21 protein-coding genes and 2 tRNA genes are annotated in these 19,134 nt (G+C 43.5%); 5 read left to right on the top strand and 18 right to left on the bottom strand.

The features are described from left to right. Nucleotides 1-266: 266 nt before the first annotated feature. From CRO04_RS06815 to CRO04_RS06805, 3 genes are all read right to left on the bottom strand, one after another. Nucleotides 267-355: transfer RNA gene (locus CRO04_RS06815), tRNA-Ser, on the bottom strand. A gap of 42 nt (nt 356-397) precedes the next feature. Continuing rightward, nucleotides 398-483, bottom strand: a tRNA-Ser gene (locus tag CRO04_RS06810). 178 nt (nt 484-661) lie between these two features. Beyond that, nucleotides 662-937 (bottom strand): hypothetical protein, encoded by a 276-nt coding sequence (locus tag CRO04_RS06805; RefSeq protein WP_097003470.1) that lies wholly within the window; start codon nt 935-937, stop codon nt 662-664. A 218-nt stretch (nt 938-1,155) separates the two neighbouring features. Between CRO04_RS06805 and CRO04_RS06800 the strand changes: the two genes are divergently transcribed. Further along, nucleotides 1,156-1,482, top strand: a complete 327-nt coding sequence (locus CRO04_RS06800; protein WP_097003469.1) for a helix-turn-helix domain-containing protein — start codon at nt 1,156-1,158, stop codon at nt 1,480-1,482. Between the two features lie 27 nt (nt 1,483-1,509). Here CRO04_RS06800 and ispD read toward each other — a convergent pair whose 3' ends face one another. From ispD to CRO04_RS06755, 9 genes are all read right to left on the bottom strand, one after another. Then, on the bottom strand, nt 1,510-2,217 hold the full coding sequence (gene ispD, locus CRO04_RS06795; protein WP_097003468.1) for a 2-C-methyl-D-erythritol 4-phosphate cytidylyltransferase: 708 nt from the start codon (nt 2,215-2,217) through the stop codon (nt 1,510-1,512). A gap of 6 nt (nt 2,218-2,223) precedes the next feature. Continuing rightward, nucleotides 2,224-3,261, bottom strand: a complete 1,038-nt coding sequence (gene tsaD, locus CRO04_RS06790; protein WP_097003498.1) for a tRNA (adenosine(37)-N6)-threonylcarbamoyltransferase complex transferase subunit TsaD — start codon at nt 3,259-3,261, stop codon at nt 2,224-2,226. Between the two features lie 10 nt (nt 3,262-3,271). Beyond that, nucleotides 3,272-4,183 (bottom strand): ribonuclease Z, encoded by a 912-nt coding sequence (locus CRO04_RS06785; protein WP_097003467.1) that lies wholly within the window; start codon nt 4,181-4,183, stop codon nt 3,272-3,274. 87 nt (nt 4,184-4,270) lie between these two features. Continuing rightward, the gene (locus tag CRO04_RS06780; protein ID WP_097003497.1) at nt 4,271-4,513 is read right to left on the bottom strand and encodes a hypothetical protein; all 243 of its coding nucleotides are present in this window, start codon (nt 4,511-4,513) and stop codon (nt 4,271-4,273) included. A 199-nt stretch (nt 4,514-4,712) separates the two neighbouring features. Further along, entirely contained in the window at nt 4,713-5,144 is a 432-nt protein-coding gene (gene rimI / locus CRO04_RS06775; RefSeq protein WP_097003466.1) for a ribosomal protein S18-alanine N-acetyltransferase, read from the bottom strand. 1 nt (nt 5,145) lies between these two features. Continuing rightward, entirely contained in the window at nt 5,146-5,850 is a 705-nt protein-coding gene (gene tsaB / locus CRO04_RS06770) for a tRNA (adenosine(37)-N6)-threonylcarbamoyltransferase complex dimerization subunit type 1 TsaB (protein ID WP_097003465.1), read from the bottom strand. Beyond that, nucleotides 5,851-6,276, bottom strand: a complete 426-nt coding sequence (gene tsaE, locus CRO04_RS06765; RefSeq protein WP_097003464.1) for a tRNA (adenosine(37)-N6)-threonylcarbamoyltransferase complex ATPase subunit type 1 TsaE — start codon at nt 6,274-6,276, stop codon at nt 5,851-5,853. Between the two features lie 3 nt (nt 6,277-6,279). Continuing rightward, nucleotides 6,280-6,786 carry a YcxB family protein gene (locus CRO04_RS06760; protein ID WP_166432490.1) on the bottom strand — a complete coding sequence of 169 codons (507 nt, stop codon included), beginning with the start codon at nt 6,784-6,786 and terminating at the stop codon, nt 6,280-6,282. A gap of 36 nt (nt 6,787-6,822) precedes the next feature. Next, nucleotides 6,823-8,964, bottom strand: a complete 2,142-nt coding sequence (locus CRO04_RS06755) for a Tex family protein (RefSeq protein ID WP_097003463.1) — start codon at nt 8,962-8,964, stop codon at nt 6,823-6,825. A gap of 174 nt (nt 8,965-9,138) precedes the next feature. On the opposite strand from CRO04_RS06755, the gene CRO04_RS06750 reads away from it, so the two are divergent. Continuing rightward, complete coding sequence (locus tag CRO04_RS06750; protein ID WP_097003462.1) at nt 9,139-9,528, top strand: sodium:solute symporter; 390 nt, start codon at nt 9,139-9,141, stop codon at nt 9,526-9,528. 2 nt (nt 9,529-9,530) lie between these two features. On the opposite strand, the gene CRO04_RS06745 is transcribed toward CRO04_RS06750, so the two are convergent. The 6 genes from CRO04_RS06745 to secA form a co-directional block, all read right to left on the bottom strand. Next, a complete protein-coding gene (locus CRO04_RS06745; protein ID WP_097003461.1) occupies nt 9,531-9,878 on the bottom strand; it encodes a DUF2752 domain-containing protein in 348 nt (115 codons plus the stop codon). Between the two features lie 15 nt (nt 9,879-9,893). Next, complete coding sequence (locus CRO04_RS06740; protein ID WP_097003460.1) at nt 9,894-11,102, bottom strand: aspartate kinase; 1,209 nt, start codon at nt 11,100-11,102, stop codon at nt 9,894-9,896. An 18-nt stretch (nt 11,103-11,120) separates the two neighbouring features. After that, the gene (locus CRO04_RS06735; RefSeq protein ID WP_097003459.1) at nt 11,121-12,335 is read right to left on the bottom strand and encodes a homoserine dehydrogenase; all 1,215 of its coding nucleotides are present in this window, start codon (nt 12,333-12,335) and stop codon (nt 11,121-11,123) included. Nucleotides 12,336-12,339: 4 nt separating this feature from the next. Further along, nucleotides 12,340-12,783: an ACT domain-containing protein gene (locus tag CRO04_RS06730; RefSeq protein ID WP_097003458.1), complete on the bottom strand. Its 444-nt coding sequence runs from the start codon at nt 12,781-12,783 to the stop codon at nt 12,340-12,342. Nucleotides 12,784-12,919: 136 nt separating this feature from the next. Continuing rightward, nucleotides 12,920-14,057 (bottom strand): peptide chain release factor 2 gene (gene prfB, locus CRO04_RS06725; RefSeq protein WP_097003457.1). Its coding sequence is split into 2 segments (ribosomal slippage): nt 12,920-13,981 and nt 13,983-14,057, totalling 1,137 coding nucleotides; the frame shifts between segments, so codons are not numbered across the junction. 89 nt (nt 14,058-14,146) lie between these two features. Beyond that, nucleotides 14,147-16,717 (bottom strand): preprotein translocase subunit SecA, encoded by a 2,571-nt coding sequence (gene secA, locus CRO04_RS06720; RefSeq protein ID WP_097003456.1) that lies wholly within the window; start codon nt 16,715-16,717, stop codon nt 14,147-14,149. 614 nt (nt 16,718-17,331) lie between these two features. Between secA and hpf the strand changes: the two genes are divergently transcribed. The 3 genes from hpf to CRO04_RS06705 all read left to right on the top strand — a co-directional run bounded on the left by hpf (nt 17,332) and on the right by CRO04_RS06705 (nt 19,086). Next, the gene (gene hpf, locus CRO04_RS06715) at nt 17,332-17,859 is read left to right on the top strand and encodes a ribosome hibernation-promoting factor, HPF/YfiA family (protein WP_097003455.1); all 528 of its coding nucleotides are present in this window, start codon (nt 17,332-17,334) and stop codon (nt 17,857-17,859) included. Between the two features lie 198 nt (nt 17,860-18,057). Beyond that, entirely contained in the window at nt 18,058-18,765 is a 708-nt protein-coding gene (locus tag CRO04_RS06710; protein WP_097003454.1) for a LytR/AlgR family response regulator transcription factor, read from the top strand. After that, a complete protein-coding gene (locus tag CRO04_RS06705) occupies nt 18,766-19,086 on the top strand; it encodes a hypothetical protein (RefSeq protein ID WP_097003453.1) in 321 nt (106 codons plus the stop codon). Nucleotides 19,087-19,134: the final 48 nt, after the last annotated feature.

Below are 19,134 nucleotides of genomic sequence, written 5' to 3'. Positions count from 1 at the left end.
CCAGCGTTCATCCTGAGCCAGGATCGAACTCTCAAATTAAATGGTGTTCAATCCACGGTCAAAATCAACTACTAGCTAATTTATTTCCCGTTTTACTTGTTGTTTGGTTCGTATACAATCACTTGTATTCGTTCTGAATTTTCTCATTCAAAGCCACTCAAACATGGCTTATTTATTAGAATTTTCAGGGTTTTACATACTGTTCAATCTTCTGTTTTCAAAGTGCTTTGCATCTTGCAGAAACGCCTGTCTCAACTCAATGCTGACGCAGAAGGAGGGATTTGAACCCTCGCGCCGCTACTAACGGCCTACTCCCTTTCCAGGGGAGCCCCTTCAGCCACTTGGGTACTTCTGCAGTAAGCTGATTTCTATGTTATTAGCGGCTAAAACCTGCCAACGGAGAGGGTGGGATTCGAACCCACGCGCCCTTGCGGACAAACGGTTTTCAAGACCGCCTCGTTATGACCACTTCGATACCTCTCCAAACGCGCTTTTACATTTTAATAGAAGTTTGTACTTTTGTCAAGCACTTTTTTCTATTTTTTCAAATCTCTTGGAGCTTTTTTTCTCTCAATTACCGGCTTCATCAGCGGCAACTTCGATAGTTTATCATTGTTTGTTTCATCTGTCAACATATTTTTACATATTTTTCAAATAATTTTTAACACCCTAATAAATACTCCAAAAGACGTTGCTTTGCCTGCTCAGCAGTGCTAAAGTTTTCTTTTATTCCAGTTATATAATACAACGCATCCTGCCATACTTTTACTGAATAATCCATTGCCGGAATATCAGAAACAATAAAACGGAACTTCCCCTTGGCTGTGGCTCCCCGCAGATCTGATAAATACATGCAGCCCAATTCTGATGCGATCCGTTCCAACAGCCCCTCCCTGGTGCCTGAATCCGTTTCTTTCCTGGTCTTTCCAGTTTCCATCTAAATGTACCTTCTTTCCTGCTTTTCATCTGTCGAAACAACTGATACTATCTAATAGCCATATGATCCTGATAGCGGATCTCTTAGTCTGATTATACATTACATACTTTATATAAATAATAATATTGTAATGAATGCAACATGTCAAGTGATCGAATGCATTATTTACTACACATATTTCATTCAATGCAATACTATGGAATCAGGAGGAGTTATCCATGTATATAGACTTCAATTTTTCCAAACGCCTCTCAGAGCTCAGGGCTCAAAAAGGTGTATCCGCACGTGATATGAGTCTTTCTCTCGGACAGAACCCCACATATATTCATAAAATAGAGAATGGGCGGGCACTTCCGTCTATGATGGGTTTTTTCTATATATGTGAGTATCTGGATATTGAACCTGCCGAATTCTTTTCCCGCGACATAAACTGTCCGGCCAAAGTCAAAGAACTTATGGATGATGCACAGCATTTAAATCGAGAGCAGCTTGAACACCTTCATCTGATTGTCAGGGATTTGTTAAAAACAGGTGAAAAAAAATAAAAGGAAGCTGCTCCTACAGCATTCCTTTTATCTGCTTTCATATATTCTGTTCAGAAATATACCGGCGATCTCTAAATCTTCCGGTGTAGTCACCTTAATATTGGTATAATCGCCCTGTATTAATTTCACCTTTTCTTTCGTCATGGTTTCCACTACCATGGCATCGTCCGTAACCCCTTTTTGAAACTGTTCTGAATCCATGAGTCTGGTATAAGCACGAAAAACCAGATCGTAGCGGAAAGCCTGAGGGGTCTGGATCTGCCAAAGGCTGTTCCGGTCCGGAGTTATAGCCGCATATCCGTTTTCATCCGAAACCTTAATGGTATCCTTAACCGGCATTCCAACAACACACGCCCCATATCTGATTGCTGCAGATTTGGATGCATTAATGATCTCTTTCGTAACACAGGGTCTTGCACCGTCATGAATAAGCACATAGGCACAGTCCTTTACCGCTTTTAATCCGGCATAAACAGAATGATACCGCTCTTTGCCGCCTTCTGTTATGCAGGAAACTTTGCGAAACCCATAGCGGTCTGCGATCTCGTTCTGACAGAATGAAACCTCACCTGGACCGGTTACCAGAACAATCTCATCCACAGAGCTATCTTCAAATGCTCTCAGGGTATAATAAAGAAGGGGCCTGCCGCACAGCTCCATATACTGTTTGTGGATCTGGCTTCCCATACGGGTTCCTTTTCCTGCTGCCAGCACAACTGCTGCTGTTCGTTCCATATTCCGTTACCTTTCCCCCAGTTTGAGATTGGGCACTGCGTTTAAATCCCAGCCGGCCCTGGCACCATTAATATATTCATAATAGGCTGCCGTACCGATCATGGCAGCGTTATCGGTACAATAGACGGGAGACGGATAATAGAATGAAATTCCATTTTTTTCGCAGGCATTCTTCATCCCTGCACGGAGAGCGGAATTAGAGGCCACTCCCCCTGCGATCGCTACTTTATTAAAACCATATGCCTTTGCCGCATCTACCGTATGGGATACCAGAACATCAACGACCGCATTCTGGAACGATGCCAGTAGATCCGGAATATTAATTTCTTCTCCCATCATATGGGCATGATTAATATGATTTAAAACCGCAGACTTTAACCCGCTGAAGCTGAAATCGTAAATATTCCCTTCCACTTTTGCTCTGGGGAACTTGATCGCGTGTGGATTGCCCTCTTTTGCCGCTTTATCAACCTTAGGCCCGCCGGGATAACCCAGCCCCACAGCTCTTGCTACCTTGTCAAATGCTTCGCCTGCCGCATCATCTCTGGTTCTTCCCAGAATCTCAAATTCTCCGTAATCCCGTACAATCACCAGATGCGTATGGCCGCCGGATACAATCAGACACATGAAAGGCGGTTCCAGATCGGGATGCTCAATAAAGTTAGCGGATACATGACCTTCTATATGATGAACACCTACCAAAGGCTTGTCTGCCGCATATGCCATTGCCTTGGCTTCTGCTACTCCTACCAAAAGCGCTCCCACCAGTCCTGGTCCGTACGTAACTCCGATTGCATCCATCTCTTCCAGCGTAAGCCCTGATTCTGTAAGTGCAGACTCGATGACCTGATTGATCTTTTCTATGTGCTTTCTTGATGCTATCTCAGGAACCACACCTCCATATAAGGTATGAAGATCGATTTGTGAGGAGATTACATTGGATAAAATCTCTCTTCCGTTCTTCACCACTGCCGCCGCTGTCTCGTCACAGGAGCTTTCAATTGCAAGTATATAAACATCATCTTCTGTATGATTCTTCTTCATGGCCATACCCTCATTCCTCATCAAATTCCAGTTCCAGTGTCCAGGCATCTCTCGCAGCCTTTGCCCTGGGGAAAATCTCACGGACTTTATCCATAAACTCCTCCGGCCTGGTTAAAGAGGGACTGTAGTGAGTCAGCCACATCTGCCTTGGCTGAGCTTCCTTTGCCAGTCTGGCGGCCTCATAAAATGTCATATGACGGTACTCTCTTGCTTTTGCCTCTTTCCCATCTTCTCCGTACATGCCTTCGCATATGAAAAGATCGGCATCCTTTGCATATTCCGCAATTACGGGTACGGGTCTGGTATCAGTGCAGTAGGTTACCTTAAGCCCACGCCTGTCCGGTCCTAAAACCATGTCAGGGGTCAGGATCTTACCATCATTGTCGATGGTTTCTCCTTTCTGCAGACGGCTCCAGAACTTTTGCGGAATACCGGCTTTACTGGCCCGGTCCACATCAAACCTTCCTGTTCTTGGAATGGAAATGGAATAACCATAGCAGACAACGTTATGATTGACGCGGTATGCATCAATTACGTAAGGCGCCATGGTTATCTTCTCCCTGTTTTCGGAGAGTTCAATAAATTGAAGTTCAAACGGAAGCTCCGGCGCAATGGTACGTAGTGCTCCCACCACCCGCTCAAGCCCTTTTGGACCAATCAGAGTTAAAGGTTCTGTCCGCTCTGCATTCCCCATTGTCAACAGAAGTCCGGGCAGACCGCTGATGTGATCCGCATGATAATGGGTAAAACAGATGATATCGATGGGTTTTGGGCTCCAGCCCTTTTCTTTTAATGCAATCTGGGTTCCTTCCCCGCAGTCAATCAAAAGATTGCTGCCATCACACCGGGCCATCATAGCTGTCAGCCAGCGGTATGGCAGAGGCATCATGCCCCCGGTTCCCAGCAAACATATATCCAACATAGAATTTCCTCGCTTTTGTCTCATTCAATGGGCATTATAAAAAAACTGCCACATAAAATCATAACACAAAGCAGAGGGAATTAGCAACTATAAATATTCCAGCTGTTCCTCTACCTCCACCGGTATCTTAAACTCAGATATCAATGCATCATAGCAGTTTTCACATAAATCAAAATGATGGATCTCCCCATCTTTCTCTGAAAAGAAGTCCCACGCGTGGTTGATGTTTATAACCCCTTCCCTGGCAATCCCTTCTGACACAATAATTTTTTTGCCGCAGCAGTTGCAAACAACTGTTTCTAGCTGACCGCCGTTTTTGTACTTTCTCATCTTAGTCTCACCTTTCCTTTTACCGCCCAAGCTTTTCTTTCCAGACATACCGGGATGCCTGCAAGGCGTTCCTTTTTCGCATTTTCCAGCTTTATCCCTTAATTTCTCTCCCCGAACGCCGGGATAGAAAAAAGGGCATCCTTACTGGATACCCCTACATTATAAACGGTGTTATGCCTTATTTTTAGTGGTAAATGTTTCAAATATCGCGGCAAACCATTATGACTGCATCTTCACACGGATTGAGGTAATAGTGCTTTCGGATCCCTTCTTCCGTAAATCCATAGGATCTATAAAGGTTTCTGGCCCGCTCATTGCTTTCACGGACCTCTAAAAATATAGATTTTACATCTTTTTGTCTGGAATAAAAAACCAGCTGGTCCATAAGTTTCTTAGAGAGGCCCCTCCCCCTGTATTCCGGACGGACTGCAATCCGAAGCAGTTCACATTCATCTGCCACAATCCGGAACACACAGTATCCTGCTGCCCCTTCTTCTGTCAGCAACAGCCAGGTATCCAGACCGCTCTTTAAGCTGTTTTCAATCATCCGCTCAGACCATGGATCCATAAAACACAGCTGCTCGATTTCCAGAATAACGGGAATCTCTTCCGAAGTCAGTTCATGAACCATATTATTCTCCTTTTAATGCCTCTTCTCTCTCCCGTTCTGCCTGCGGCTTTCGCAGATAATCGGGAGCATGCTCCGCTGCAGTGACTGTTTTCCCCTGAGAAAACAGGCGGGCTCCATAGGCCGCCACAGCACCTGCCCGCTGTCTGTTAAGATGAGCAGGGGCAAATTCAAACGGGACCTTCATGAATTCTTCTATACTTTCTTTGCAGACCGGTACTCCATCCCCAGAGAAAATCACGCTCTGTCCCATGGAATTCAGCTCTTCAATTAATTCCCTGATGTCCATGGCACAGGATTCCTTTATCACAGAAAAGCCCTTGCGGTTATCATAAATACCGGTATAGACCTGGTTTCTTCTGGCATCCATAATCGGACAGATGATAGATGCACTGCCGTAAAACTCAAAAGCCATGGCATCTATGGTAGGGACAGAAACCAGCGGCTTTTTCAGTGCCAGACCCAGACCCTTTCCTGTAGCAGAACCGATCCTGAGACCGGTAAATGACCCAGGTCCTGCAGAAACTGCTATGGCATCTATATCTTCCAAGCGGATACCGGTCATGGTGACAATTTCGTCTAACATGGGCAGCAGTGTCTGGGAATGGGTCTTTTTAAAATTAACCGTATATTCTGCAGTCAGTATGTCATCCGTCAGAAGTGCAACAGATGCAACGAGAGACGAACTTTCAATTCCTAACAGGTTCATTTACATTCCCTCCACGGTGATTTTTCTGTAGTCAAATCCTTTTTCCAAATCTTTTTCTATTGTTACTGTAATAACGCGTTCCGGTAGAATATCTCTGATCAGTCCGGACCATTCAATCAGTGTAACACCTTCGCCATAAAAACAATCTTCATAACCAATTTCATCCATTTCGCTGACATCACCAATCCGGTATACATCAAAATGATAAAATGGCAGACGCCCATCGTCATATTGCTTCACGATTGTAAATGTAGGGCTGTCCACCGGCTCTTTAATTCCAAGACCTGCGGCAAACCCCTGGGTAAAAACAGTTTTCCCCACTCCAAGATCTCCATTTAAGCAAAAGACAGAGGAAGGCTGTGCGTCTTCTCCCAGTTTTTTTCCAAATTCATAGGTTTCTTCAGGTTTCCAGCTTTCTATTACCATCACTTATATCCTCTTTCGCCTCTCAGGAGGCAGATTCTCTTTTATGAATGCAGTCAGTTCTGCTGTTTTTTCACCTGTCACAGAATCCGGAAGCAGATAGGCATGAATCCGGTCCATATAGATAATCAGCATAGTTCCGATTCTTTTGACTAAAACCACATCTTCCCACAGCAATTCAAGCTTTTCCTGCCCCTGGGTTACCACAATGCCTTCCGCTGAGATGGAAAGAGTCATCCCATCATGAATCACAGACCGTTTTGCCTGCCTGGCTGCCTTCATATAGAGAACAAACGGCTGCCATACAGTAAACATCAGTACACAGACCACTAAAAGAAGGCGGTAAGGAAGCGTTGCCGTCCTCCAGGTTGTCGCAAGCGCATACAGCGCTGCAGCACTGAAAAGGATACTGAAAATCCCCTGAAATCCCCGGTACGAATGATACATGGAGAATTTCCAGAGATCTTTAGCTGTAAGTTTTATATCTAACACAAGCGGATTATTTTGTTCCACGTTTTCCTCCTTTTGCACAGCCGCAAGCTGTATCTCTTAGAACTTCATGGTAAGAGCAATTCTCTTCTTAGGAATATCTACGCTTATCACTTTAACTTCCACGATATCTCCCACACTGACCGCTTCTAACGGGTGTTTAATAAATTTGTCCGATATCTGGGAAATATGAACCAGTCCGTCCTGATGAACACCGATATCCACAAAAGCACCGAAGTCAATAACATTTCTTACGGTTCCCTTTAACACCATTCCCGGCTGTAAATCCGTTATCTCCATAACGTCTGTTCGCAGGATTGGTTTTGGCATCTCATCACGGGGATCTCTGGCCGGCTTCTCCAGCTCTTTTACGATGTCACGAAGGGTAATCTCACCAATCTCCAGTTCCTCAGCCAGCTCTTTATAGTTATGAATCTTCTTACTGATTCCGTTTAATCCGCCATTCATCAGCTCTTTGGCCTCATATCCCAGCTTCTTCAAAAGCTTTTTCGCGGCATCATAGGATTCCGGATGAACGCTGGTAACATCAAGAGGATTCTTTCCTCCCTGAATTCTCATGAAACCGGCACATTGCTCAAATGCTTTCGGTCCCAGCTTTGCTACCTTTAACAGCTGGCTCCTGCTTTCAAACGCTCCGTTCTCCTCCCGGTAAACCACAATATTTCTGGCAATGGGCTTTGAGATACCGGATATATATTCCAGTAAAGAGGCAGAAGCTGTGTTTAAATCCACGCCTACTTTATTCACGCAGTCTTCCACAACTCCCTGTAATGCTTCACTTAAATGCTTCTGATTCATGTCATGCTGATACTGCCCCACACCAATGGATTTGGGATCAATTTTTACCAGTTCTGCCAGAGGATCCTGCAGTCTTCTGGCAATAGAAGCAGCACTTCTCTGGCCTACATCAAAATTGGGGAATTCTTCTGTTGCCAGTTTACTGGCGGAATAAACAGAAGCGCCTGCTTCGTTGACTATAATATACTGAACCTGCCCGGGGATCTCTTTTAACAGTTCCACAATAATGGTTTCCGATTCTCTGGAGGCAGTTCCATTCCCAACAGAAATCATGGATATTTTATACTTTTTAATCAGTTTCTTTAAAACTGTCTTGGCTTCCTCCACTTTATTCTGAGGTGCCGTAGGATAAATGACAACGGTATCCAGCACTTTTCCAGTCTCATCAACCACCGCCAGCTTACAGCCGGTACGAAAGGCCGGGTCCCAGCCAAGAACTACTTTACCGACAATAGGCGGCTGCATAAGCAGCTGTTCTAAATTTTTACCAAATACACGAATCGCTCCATTTTCCGCTGTTTCCGTTAAATCGTTTCTGATTTCCCGCTCAATTGCAGGTGCGATCAGACGGTCATAGCTGTCCTTTATGACTTCCCTTAACACAGGAGCAGTTACAGGATTGTCCATGGTAATCACCTGTTTTTCCAGATAACGGAGAATCACTTCCTCCGGAGCCAGGACCTTCACAGTCAGAACCTTTTCCTTTTCTCCTCTGTTAATGGCAAGAATCCGGTGTCCTGCTGTCTTCTTTAAATCTTCCTCATAATGATAGTACATCTCATAAACTGATTCCGCTTCCTCATCTTTTGCGGTTGAGAAAAGAGTTCCCTGGTTCATGGTTGTACTTCGGATGTAAGTACGGTATTCTGCCTGGTCCGAAATCCGTTCCGCAAGAATATCCATCGCTCCACTCACTGCTTCTTCTGCAGAGGCTACTCCCTTTTCTACTGATATATAATCCGAAGCAGCTTTAAGAAGCGGTGTCTTTATCATCTGAAGGGAAATCAAATCTGCTAACGGCTCCAGCCCCTTTTCTTTGGCTATCGTAGCCCTTGTCCTTCTTTTCTGCTTGTAAGGGCGGTATAAATCTTCCACTGCAACCAGGGTCAGGGCATTTAATATCTTTTTCTCCAATTCCGGTGTCAGCTTCTCCTGTTCCCGGATGGATGACAGTACCTGTTCTTTCCGCTCCTCTAAATTTCTTAAATAACGAAGCCTTTCGTCTAAGTTACGCAGAACTTCGTCATTTAAAGAACCGGTAACTTCTTTGCGATATCTTGCGATAAAAGGTATGGTATTCCCCTCATCGATGAGTCTGACCGTCTCTTCTACCTGGTTCCTGGAAATGGAAAGTTCTTCCTGCAAAATCTTTATGATATCCATGCTATACCTCTTATTTTTCATAGTTGGTTCAATTCAACTATTATAATTCATCATTCTGAGTAATGCAATACCCGTCTGGACACAGCGGTTATTTCGTGCTACAATCATACAATACAGTTATATCAGGAAAATCCTGGATGTTCTTATGTACTATACAAAAACGAGGTAAAATTAATGGGAGAAAATTATAACAGCAACAACGGCATGCTTCCGCAAACACCGAATACCGGATCGTTTTTTGCATTCTGGTCTGTCCTTTTCGGCGGTCTGGGACTGCTTACAGACTGTCTTCCCTTATTCAGTATCTGGAACCTGCCCGCAGGTCTTATATTTGGTCTAACCGGTATTGCTCTGGCCGTATTATCTAAGAAAGGAAAGCCCTTCAGCCATCAGGCACAGCTTGGTCTGATTCTTTCCATTATTTCTGCTGTCTGCGGTCTTTTACTGGCATTATTTATCATATTTGTCTATGATGTCATGGATACCAACACTCCTTTGGGGCTGTATTTCAGACAGGTATTTGAAGCAACCACTCAGGCACTGATGCCCACCTCCGGGAAATAACCTTATTTTAACGGGGGAAGCAGATCAATTCCTTTTACCACCAGCATATAATTCTTAAAAATCCAGTTTATGATCACAATAGCAGCACCCATAAGAACAAGTATCCGTTCCCTTTTTCCATGGTCAAACGGGTGCTTTCTTTTTTTTGATACCAGCCGTATGGTTATCTCTGCTATGAAAACCAAAACAGTATAAAGGACCAGCGGATGATACTGAACACTCATCCGCAGGTCCCCCTGTAACAATGTCCGGACTGCCCTCGTTCCCCCGCACCCGGGACAATAAAGCCCGGTGAGGGAATGAAAGATACAGACGGATCCTAATTTCAATATTTTTTCTAACCAGATCATTCGTTCTACCTTCCTTTAATCTGCAAGATCAAAGGCATCATGAACCGTTCTCATGGCGCGGTTTACGTCTTCTTCGTGAAGCAGGACCGTGATCCTGATTTCAGAGGTCGCGATCATCTTAATATTGATGCCCGCATTGTAAAGCGCTTCAAACATCTTTGCAGCAACTCCAGGATTACTCGTCATACCTGCACCGATGATTGAGACCTTCGCCACATCTTCCTCACTGGTTACACCCTGGGCTGTGATCCCTTCCTTATGCTCATTTAAAAGCTCCATGGTTTCCTTTAAATCCGGCTTTGCCACCGTAAAGGAGATATCTTTTCTTTCTTCCCTGCCAATGGACTGGATAATGATATCAACGTTAATGTTGTGTTTTGCCAGAAGATTAAAGATCTTAAATGCGATTCCAGGTTCATTCTTTACCCCGATCACTGAAATACGGGCTACATTTTTATCTGCGGCAACACCGCTCACCAGCATTCTTTCCAATTTTGTTTCCTCCTTGACGATGGTACCTTCTTCTCTGTTCAGACTAGACCGTACGACCAGCTGGACTCCATATCGTTTTGCCATCTCCACCGAACGGTTGTGAAGTACCTTCGCCCCCAGAGATGCAAATTCCAGCATCTCGTCATAGGAAACCTCCAGAAGCTTTCTGGCATCAGGTACAATATGGGGATCAGCCGTATATACCCCATCCACATCTGTGTATATCTCACAAGCGTCTGCATGGAGCGCAGCAGCAAGTGCCACGGCAGTCGTATCCGATCCTCCCCGTCCGAGAGTCGTCAAATCGTCATATTTATTAATGCCCTGAAAACCTGTGATAATAACGATTTTTTTCGCTTCCAGTTCATGCTGGATCCGTTCCGTATCTATCTTTTTTAATTTGGCCATCCCATAGGCTGATGAGGTATGCATGGCAACCTGTGCCGCGTTTAACGATACCGATGGTACTCCCAGAACATTCATAGCCATGGACATCAGTGCGACGCTGATCTGCTCACCGGTTGCAAGCAGCATATCCATCTCTCTCTTGGGAGGATTGGGATTGATCTCATGGGCTTTGGCAATCAGACCGTCGGTCGTCTTTCCCATTGCCGATAAAACCACTACCACCTGATTGCCTTTTTCATATTCCTCGATGCAGCGTTTTGCTACATTGAATATTCTTTCTTTGTCTGCGACGGAACTACCGCCAAATTTTTTAACAACTAACATTGATGCCTCCTGGCGAAATTAAATTTCTGCGCGGATGCGCTGTCTGATCCCGGACAGCTTTTTCGCTCTTAACCTGTATTCTTCTTCCGTCATAACTTCAGTCATAACTGCGAATTCGTCCATATGATCCAGTTCCGTGACTTCTACCTTTCCAAAGGCATCCTCTGCCTCACTGAGCCGTTTGGCCGCAATCCCCTTAATCCGTACGAAATGACGAAATGGCACGCTGTCCATGGAAGAGAGCTTCAGACTGTTTCCATCCCAGCCCATCTTCACATGATGATCCGGGTTTTTAAGGGCTTCAATAATATCCGCTACTACGGCACTGGCTGTTGGGAGCTTTCCGGCTCCGCTTCCATAAAACATGGAAGTACCCAGCATATTTCCCTTTACCAGAATGCCGTTGTAAACATCATTTACTAAATACAGCGGATGGTCCTTTCCAATCATGACCGGAGCTACAAAGGCATGAACTGTATTCCCGCTGATTCTGCTGGATCCAAACAGTTTAACAGAAGTTCCAAGAGCTTCGGCATAACGGAAATCAACGTCCGTTATATTTGTTATCCCTTCTGTATAAATATGCTCGTAATTCACTTCGTGTCCCGTGGCAAGGGCAGTTAATATGGCTATTTTCCTGCAGGTATCATGTCCTTCCACATCTGCCTCCGGATTCCGCTCCGCGTATCCCAGTTCCTGGGCTTTTTTAAGTGCCTCTTCAAAGGTCTCTCCGGCTTTGTCCATTTTGGTCAGTATGTAGTTGGTGGTACCATTTAAAATACCTGTGATCTCTTCAATTTGTTCACCGGCAAGAGATGTATACAAAGGACGGATAATAGGAATACCGCCTCCTACGCTTGCTTCAAATAAAAAATTAACCTTATTATCTTCTGCTGTTTGTAACAGCTCTGTTCCATATGCAGCCACCAGAGCCTTGTTGGAGGTAGCCACATGCTTACCTGCCTGCAGGCTGGCTTTTACAAAAGGATACGCCGGATTTAAACCACCCATGGTCTCAATTACCATGGATACCTCCGGATCTTTCTCTATAACGGAAAAATCATGAACAATCTTCTTTTCAATGGGTGTACCGGGGAATTCTCTTAAATCAAGAATGTACTTCACATTCACCGGTTCACCAACTTGTCTGGCAATGATATCTTTATTCTTATCCAGAATCTCAACAACACCTGATCCGATAGTACCATAGCCCATAACTGCAACATTCATCATATTCTCACTCCCTGGCTAAAATTTTTACGTAGTGGACCCCATCCTTTTCTTCCATATCCTCAACCATCTTCGAAACATTCCCTGTTGTTTCAAGAACCTCCACGCTTATTGTGAGGGTGGCAACGCCGTTGACCGGAATACTTTGATGAATGGTTAATATATTCGCGCGGTACACAGCTACCACATGAAGCAAATCGGATAAAAGACCCGGCTCATCATCCATCTGCATTACCAGCGTAATGGTCTTACCCTTGGCATTGTCATAAAACGGAAAGATATCATCTTTGTACTTGTAAAAGGAGCTGCGGCTGATTCCAACCCTGTCTGTAGCCTCCTGTACGGTGATAACCCGTTCCGATTCCAGTAATTTTTTTGCCTCAACTACCTTCAGCAATACTTCAGGTACAGCCTTCTGCTTTACCACAAAATATTTACTTTTATCTTCCATAAAAAAATATCTTCCCTTCTGTGTCCGCATCGGAAATACATCTGTGCTCATAGGGAAGATATTATCATATTTATAATTGGTATGCAACTATTTTTATATTTATTTTTTTCGGTATTGAAAAAAATGCATGAAAAAACTAGATATCTGCAGAATCCTCACCAGCTTTTGCTCCGGTACTCAACCAACGGAGATAGGCATACATAAACTGGTCCAATGCACCATCGAGAACGCTGTTTACATTGCCGGTTTCTGAATTGGTCCTGTGGTCTTTCACCATCGTATAGGGCTGAAGCACATAGGAACGAATCTGGTTTCCCCAGCCGATTTCCGTTACATCTCCACGGATTCCTGAAAGCTTTTGTGCATTCTCCTGCTGCTTTAACATATAAAGCTTTGCTTTCAACATCTGCATCGCCTTGTCCTTGTTCTGGAACTGAGATCTCTCATTCTGACACTGCACCACAATTCCAGTCGGAAGATGAGTGATACGGATGGCAGAGGAAGTCTTATTGATATGCTGTCCGCCGGCTCCGCTGGAGCGGTAGGTGTCAATTCTTAAATCCTCATCATTGATATCCACATCAAGATCTTCTTCAATATCCGGCATTACATCACAGGATACAAAGGATGTCTGGCGTTTGCCTGCCGCATTAAACGGGGAAATCCGTACCAGACGGTGCACCCCTTTTTCTGATTTTAAATAACCGTAAGCATTCATACCATTAATCTGGACAGTCACGGATTTGATACCTGCTTCATCTCCGTCAAGATAATCAAGCACTTCTGTCTGAAAACCTCTTTTCTCAGCCCATCGGCAGAACATGCGGTAAAGCATGCCGCACCAGTCACAGGATTCGGTTCCGCCGGCACCTGCATTCAGCCTTAAAATGGCATTATGGCTGTCATACTCACCGGAAAGCAGGGTATTAATCCGCATCTCTTCCAGTTTTTCCTTTAGTTCAGCCAGCATTTCGGCCACTTCCGGAATCAGGGACGCATCGTTTTCCTCGTTCCCCATCTGGATCATGACTCCGATGTCTTCAAACTGCTGCTCTAAGTCTTTGTAGCTTTGTACGGTATCCTTTAAATTCTTAGCAAGCTGGACGATTTTTCCCGACTTTTCCGGATCTTCCCAGAAGCCAGGTTCCTCCATGGACTTGTCTAACTCATCGATTCGCTTTAACTTGTTATCTAAGTCAAAGTGAATCCCTCACTTCCACTAATGGTTTTTCATACGTCGATAATTCGTATTTGTACTGATCTAATTCTACCACTGTGTCACCCACTTTCTGTTTTTTAATTTATCAATATAAAATTGGGGTCCGGTCCCTAAAAGGGAACGGACTCCAATCTCATAAAAATACTATACTAATTTACGTCCGCAGCACTGCTTATACTTTTTGCCGGAACCGCATGGACATGGATCATTGGGATAGACCTTATTTTCAGCCTTTTTCACCGGTGCCTTCACTGAGCTGTCATCCTTATTGGTTCCTGTCACCTTGGCAGCAGGTTCACGTTCCACCTTCTGCTCCACTCTGATGTGGAAGAGAATACGTACGGTATCTTCCCGTATGGCTGCTGTCATCTCATCAAACATCTGATAGCCGCTCATCTTATATTCCACAAGGGGATCTCTCTGGCCATAGGCCTGAAGTCCGATTCCCTGGCGCAGCTGGTCCATATCGTCAATATGGGACATCCATTTATTATCAATCACTTTCAGGAGAATTACGCGCTCGATCTCGCGGATCTGCTCTCCCTCCGGGAACTCTGCCTCTTTCGTTTCATAAAGCTTAATCGCTTCTTCTTTGAGCATATGCTTCAGCTCATTCTTTCTCACTTTTCCGTCTTGCGGAATGGTAATTGGCTGAAGAGGGATTACAGGAAGAAGAAGGGTATTCAGTTCATTTAAATCCCATTCTTCCGGTGGCTGTTCGTCGCTGATGGATAAATCCACCGCATTCTCCACGATGTCAGTGACCATCTTTAAGACAACGTCACGCATATTATCTCCGTCAAGAACCTTTCTTCTCTCCGCATAGATCACTTCACGCTGCTCGTTCATGACCTCATCGTATTTTAACAGGTTCTCACGGATTCCGTAGTTGTTGGTCTCTATCTTCATCTGTGCCTTTTCAATGGCATTGGACAGCATCTTATGCTCAATCTGCTCTCCTTCCGGTACACCTAATGCATTAAACATACCCACAAGGCGTTCGGAACCAAACAAACGCATCAAGTCATCTTCCAGAGAGATATAGAATCTGGATTCACCTGGGTCTCCCTGACGACCGGAACGTCCGCGAAGCTGATTATCAATACGGCGTGATTCATGGCGCTCTGTACCGATAATCTTCAGACCGCCTGCAGCTTTGGATTCGTCGTCCAGCTTAATATCCGTACCACGGCCTGCCATATTGGTTGCAATGGTAACAGCTTTATGAACACCTGCATCTGCAACGATTTCCGCTTCCAGCTCATGATATTTTGCATTTAAGACTTTATGGGGAATGCCTCTGCGTTTTAACATTGCGCTTAACATCTCGGAGGTCTCAATGGTTATGGTACCAACCAGAACCGGCTGCCCCTTTTCATAGGAAGCTGCCACTTCGTCACATACTGCTTCAAATTTTTCTTTCTTGGTTTTATAAACTGCATCTTCCTGATCAATACGGGCAATGGGGCGGTTGGTGGGAATGGAAATTGCATCCATTCCATAGGTGTTTCTAAATTCCTTCTCCTCTGTCAGAGCCGTACCGGTCATACCAGCTTTTTTGTTGTATTTATTAAAGAAGTTCTGGAATGTAATGGTTGCAAGAGTCTTGCTCTCTCTGCGCACATTCACATGCTCCTTCGCCTCAATCGCCTGATGAAGACCGTCAGAATACCGTCTTCCTGGCATAATACGTCCTGTAAATTCATCTACAATCAGGACTTCGTCATCCTTAACCACATAATCTTTATCCCGGAACATGAGATAGTTGGCACGGAGAGCCAGGATGATATTATGCTGAATCTCTAAGTTTTCCGGATCTGACAGGTTCTCTATATGGAAGAACTGCTCTACTTTTTCCACACCCTGTTCTGTTAAGTTAACAACCTTGTCCTTCTCATCCACAATAAAATCACCGGTCTCAATGATTTCTTCTCCCATGATGGCGCCCATCTTGGAGAATTCTCCGGAAGCTTCGCCCTTTTCCAACTGGTGTGCAAGAATATCACAGACTTCATAGAGCTTTGTGGATTTCCCGCTCTGTCCGGAAATAATAAGAGGAGTTCTTGCCTCATCAATTAAAACAGAGTCGACCTCATCAATGATACAGAAATCTAAATTTCTTAATACCATCTGTTCTTTATAGATGGCCATGTTGTCTCTTAAATAGTCAAAACCAAGCTCATTGTTGGTTACATAGGTGATGTCACAATTGTAAGCATCACGTCTCTCATCTGAGTTCATGTTGTTGAGTACAACGCCTACTGTCATACCAAGGAATTCATGGATTCTTCCCATCCACTCCGCATCACGCTTTGCCAGGTAGTCGTTTACTGTTACAATCTGTACTCCGTTCCCTGCCAGTGCATTTAAGTAAGCCGGGCATGTTGACACCAGAGTCTTTCCTTCACCAGTCCTCATCTCCGCAATACGTCCCTGGTGAAGAACCACACCACCGATTAACTGCACACGGAAATGTTCCATATTAAGAACTCGCCTTCCGGCTTCTCTTACAGTTGCGAACGCTTCCGGCAAGATGTCATCAAGAGTTTCTCCTGCTGCCAGTCTTTCCTTAAAAAGCTTCGTGTTGTTCTTCAATTCCTCATCCGTAAGTGCAACCATGGTCGGGCGCAGAGATTCTATTTTATCCACAATGGGATTAATAATTTTCAATTCTCTTTCACTATGAGTTCCAAATATTTTTTGAACCAAGTTCATGATTTATTCTCCTACTCTATCTTTCAATATACACCGTACAATCCTGTATATTGTAGCACTAACCCGTCTTTAATTCAACGAATTCATAAAAAATTAACATTCTGGTAATAATCAGACTTATTATTGCCAGGTACTGCCAAATTCATCAGCAACCTCCAGCAATTCATAAGAAAATTATGGTTAACCTGACACATTGCACAAAAAATTTGTTCGATTCCCGACTTTTCCACATTATCCACATCCGATTGTGTATTTTTCCCCCACTTTTATCCCCACCACCAACCCTCGCAATTGCGAAATAAATCAGTTATGCACCGAGTTATCCACATTATCCACATTTTTTCTCCACATATACCCAGCATTCCCATGCCAATGACAAAACCATTCATTTTTGTATATTTGTCATAAAATTTACTTTTTCGACGAAAAATTCCATTTTTCCCTTGACTTTTTTTTAGTCGTATCTATAGTTTTTCAATAAATTGATAAAATAATAAGAAGAGGATTTTTACATTAACTTTTCATAAATTATCTTAATATTTTACAACCACATTGAATTATTCTAATAAATATGATATACTATACCCATCTCAAGAAAAAGGAGCTGATGACTTATGCGTTTTACAATTACAGGAAGAAATATTGAGGTGACAGCAGGGTTACGGGAGGCTATTGAGGACAAGTTTGGAAAGCTGGACCGTTTTTTTGCACCTGCTACAGAAGCAACAGTAAGACTCAGCGTGCAGAGGGAAATGCAGAAAATCGAAGTGACTATTCCAGTGAAAGGACATATTATACGTGCGGAAGAATCAAGTGATGACATGTACGTAACCATCGATCTGGTTGAAGAGATCCTGGAACGCCAGTTGAAAAAATATAAAAACAAATTAATCGACAAAAAATTAAACGCACCTTCCTTTTCAAAAGCATTTATGGAAGATGAAACCGTTTCTGATGATCATGTGGAAATAGTGAAAACAAAGAAATTTGCAGTAAAACCAATGGATCCGGAAGAAGCATGTGTGCAGATGGAGCTTCTCGGACACAGCTTTTTCGTATTCCTCAATGCGGATACCGATGAAGTGAATGTTGTATATAAAAGAAAAGGCGGTTCTTACGGACTGATTGAACCGGAATTTTAAGAAAACCTTTTATTAAATAATTATAAAGCAAGGGCAGAAACCAGCATGGGTTTCTGCCTTTTGTTTTTACCTGACCAAAACGTCCACTACATAACCAATCATTCTGCCTTCATTTCACAACATTTTACTTGAATTTTTGTGATTTCATATGTATTCTTAATGTGGTTTATTATATTACATGATACTGAGGTATTGATCTTGATTAAAATAGCGGTTTGTGATGATGATAATAATATGATACAGGAATTGATAAGCAAGATATGTGATTATATGGATAAAACCAGTTATAACGCTGATATACTTGCCTTTTCCTGTGCAGAAGACCTGCTAAAATGCAATGAATCATTTGACATAGTCTTTCTTGATATACAGATGGGCGGTCTAAACGGTATGGAAGCAGCAAAACGTCTTAGGCAGTCCGGTTCAGAAAGCTTTCTTATTTTTGTAACAATTCTAAAAGAATACGTCTATGATGCCTTTTCTGTAGAGGCATCCGAATATCTGCTGAAACCGCTGGACAGTCAGCGTTTTCAATCCACTATGGACCGCATACTTTCCTATATTGAGGAGAAAAAAACAGCCGTCTTAACAATTCAGAAGGCATCCTGGTGTCAATCCATCCGTTTGACTGATATTTTATATTGCGAAGCCATTAATAGAAAAATTTTTGTTCATACAAAAAAGGAAATTATTGACTACTATTTCAGAATCAATGAATTGGAGAGACAGCTGTCACCTGACTTTTTTTGCTGTCACCGCAGCTATCTGGTTAACCTTCAGGCTGTCTGTGGGTATGAAAACGGCCAGGCTAAGTTAATTAATGGGGAGAACATTCCCGTTTCAAGACTTCGCAGGCAGGAGTTCATGGAAGCAATGCTCAACTATATGAAGAAAGGGGGAAGATAGATGCCAGTAGCCGGTCTGTTTATTGGATGGTTTGATTTTATTTACTTCTTCTGTATATTGAATGCCTGTCTGGCCTTGCTGGAAATCTGGTTTTTCGGCAGATTTACGGTACAAATTGTAAAATGGTATCATTATGTAGGTTACATTCTTCTCATCTATCTGCTGTCTGCAATTGAATTATTCACCCGGTCTGCATTTCCTGTCTCCACCCTCCTGGAGCTGGGAACACTTTTTTTTATTCGGATGGCTGGCTTTAAAATGTCCGCCGTCATCGTCTGCTTCTGCGGCTATACTGTCAATTTGCATCATGCAGGTTGTTAACGGCATATTTCAGTCATTGCTTAATATTGTATTGACACTCCTGTTTCC

It is taken from the genome of Lacrimispora amygdalina, assembly GCF_900205965.1.
Lineage (GTDB): Bacteria > Bacillota > Clostridia > Lachnospirales > Lachnospiraceae > Lacrimispora > Lacrimispora amygdalina_A.
Note: the sequence above shows the minus strand (reverse complement) of the source record. Positions and strands in the feature narration are given on the sequence as shown.

Bases quoted from the DNA above. Each gene is read 5' to 3' on its own strand.
- CRO04_RS06780 (WP_097003497.1), bottom strand. From the start codon at position 4,513: ATGAGAAAGTACAAAAACGGCGGTCAGCTAGAAACAGTTGTTTGCAAC.
- CRO04_RS06745 (WP_097003461.1), bottom strand. From the start codon at position 9,878: ATGATCTGGTTAGAAAAAATATTGAAATTAGGATCCGTCTGTATCTTT.
- ispD (WP_097003468.1), bottom strand. From the start codon at position 2,217: ATGGAACGAACAGCAGCAGTTGTGCTGGCAGCAGGAAAAGGAACCCGT.
- tsaB (WP_097003465.1), bottom strand. From the start codon at position 5,850: ATGAACCTGTTAGGAATTGAAAGTTCGTCTCTCGTTGCATCTGTTGCA.
- CRO04_RS06755 (WP_097003463.1), bottom strand. From the start codon at position 8,964: ATGGATATCATAAAGATTTTGCAGGAAGAACTTTCCATTTCCAGGAAC.
- tsaE (WP_097003464.1), bottom strand. From the start codon at position 6,276: ATGGTAATAGAAAGCTGGAAACCTGAAGAAACCTATGAATTTGGAAAA.
- CRO04_RS06805 (WP_097003470.1), bottom strand. From the start codon at position 937: ATGGAAACTGGAAAGACCAGGAAAGAAACGGATTCAGGCACCAGGGAG.
- tsaD (WP_097003498.1), bottom strand. From the start codon at position 3,261: ATGAAGAAGAATCATACAGAAGATGATGTTTATATACTTGCAATTGAA.
- CRO04_RS06740 (WP_097003460.1), bottom strand. From the start codon at position 11,102: ATGTTAGTTGTTAAAAAATTTGGCGGTAGTTCCGTCGCAGACAAAGAA.
- CRO04_RS06785 (WP_097003467.1), bottom strand. From the start codon at position 4,183: ATGTTGGATATATGTTTGCTGGGAACCGGGGGCATGATGCCTCTGCCA.
- hpf (WP_097003455.1), top strand. From the start codon at position 17,332: ATGCGTTTTACAATTACAGGAAGAAATATTGAGGTGACAGCAGGGTTA.
- CRO04_RS06750 (WP_097003462.1), top strand. From the start codon at position 9,139: ATGGGAGAAAATTATAACAGCAACAACGGCATGCTTCCGCAAACACCG.
- CRO04_RS06735 (WP_097003459.1), bottom strand. From the start codon at position 12,335: ATGATGAATGTTGCAGTTATGGGCTATGGTACTATCGGATCAGGTGTT.
- CRO04_RS06730 (WP_097003458.1), bottom strand. From the start codon at position 12,783: ATGGAAGATAAAAGTAAATATTTTGTGGTAAAGCAGAAGGCTGTACCT.
- CRO04_RS06800 (WP_097003469.1), top strand. From the start codon at position 1,156: ATGTATATAGACTTCAATTTTTCCAAACGCCTCTCAGAGCTCAGGGCT.
- rimI (WP_097003466.1), bottom strand. From the start codon at position 5,144: ATGGTTCATGAACTGACTTCGGAAGAGATTCCCGTTATTCTGGAAATC.
- secA (WP_097003456.1), bottom strand. From the start codon at position 16,717: ATGAACTTGGTTCAAAAAATATTTGGAACTCATAGTGAAAGAGAATTG.
- CRO04_RS06705 (WP_097003453.1), top strand. From the start codon at position 18,766: ATGCCAGTAGCCGGTCTGTTTATTGGATGGTTTGATTTTATTTACTTC.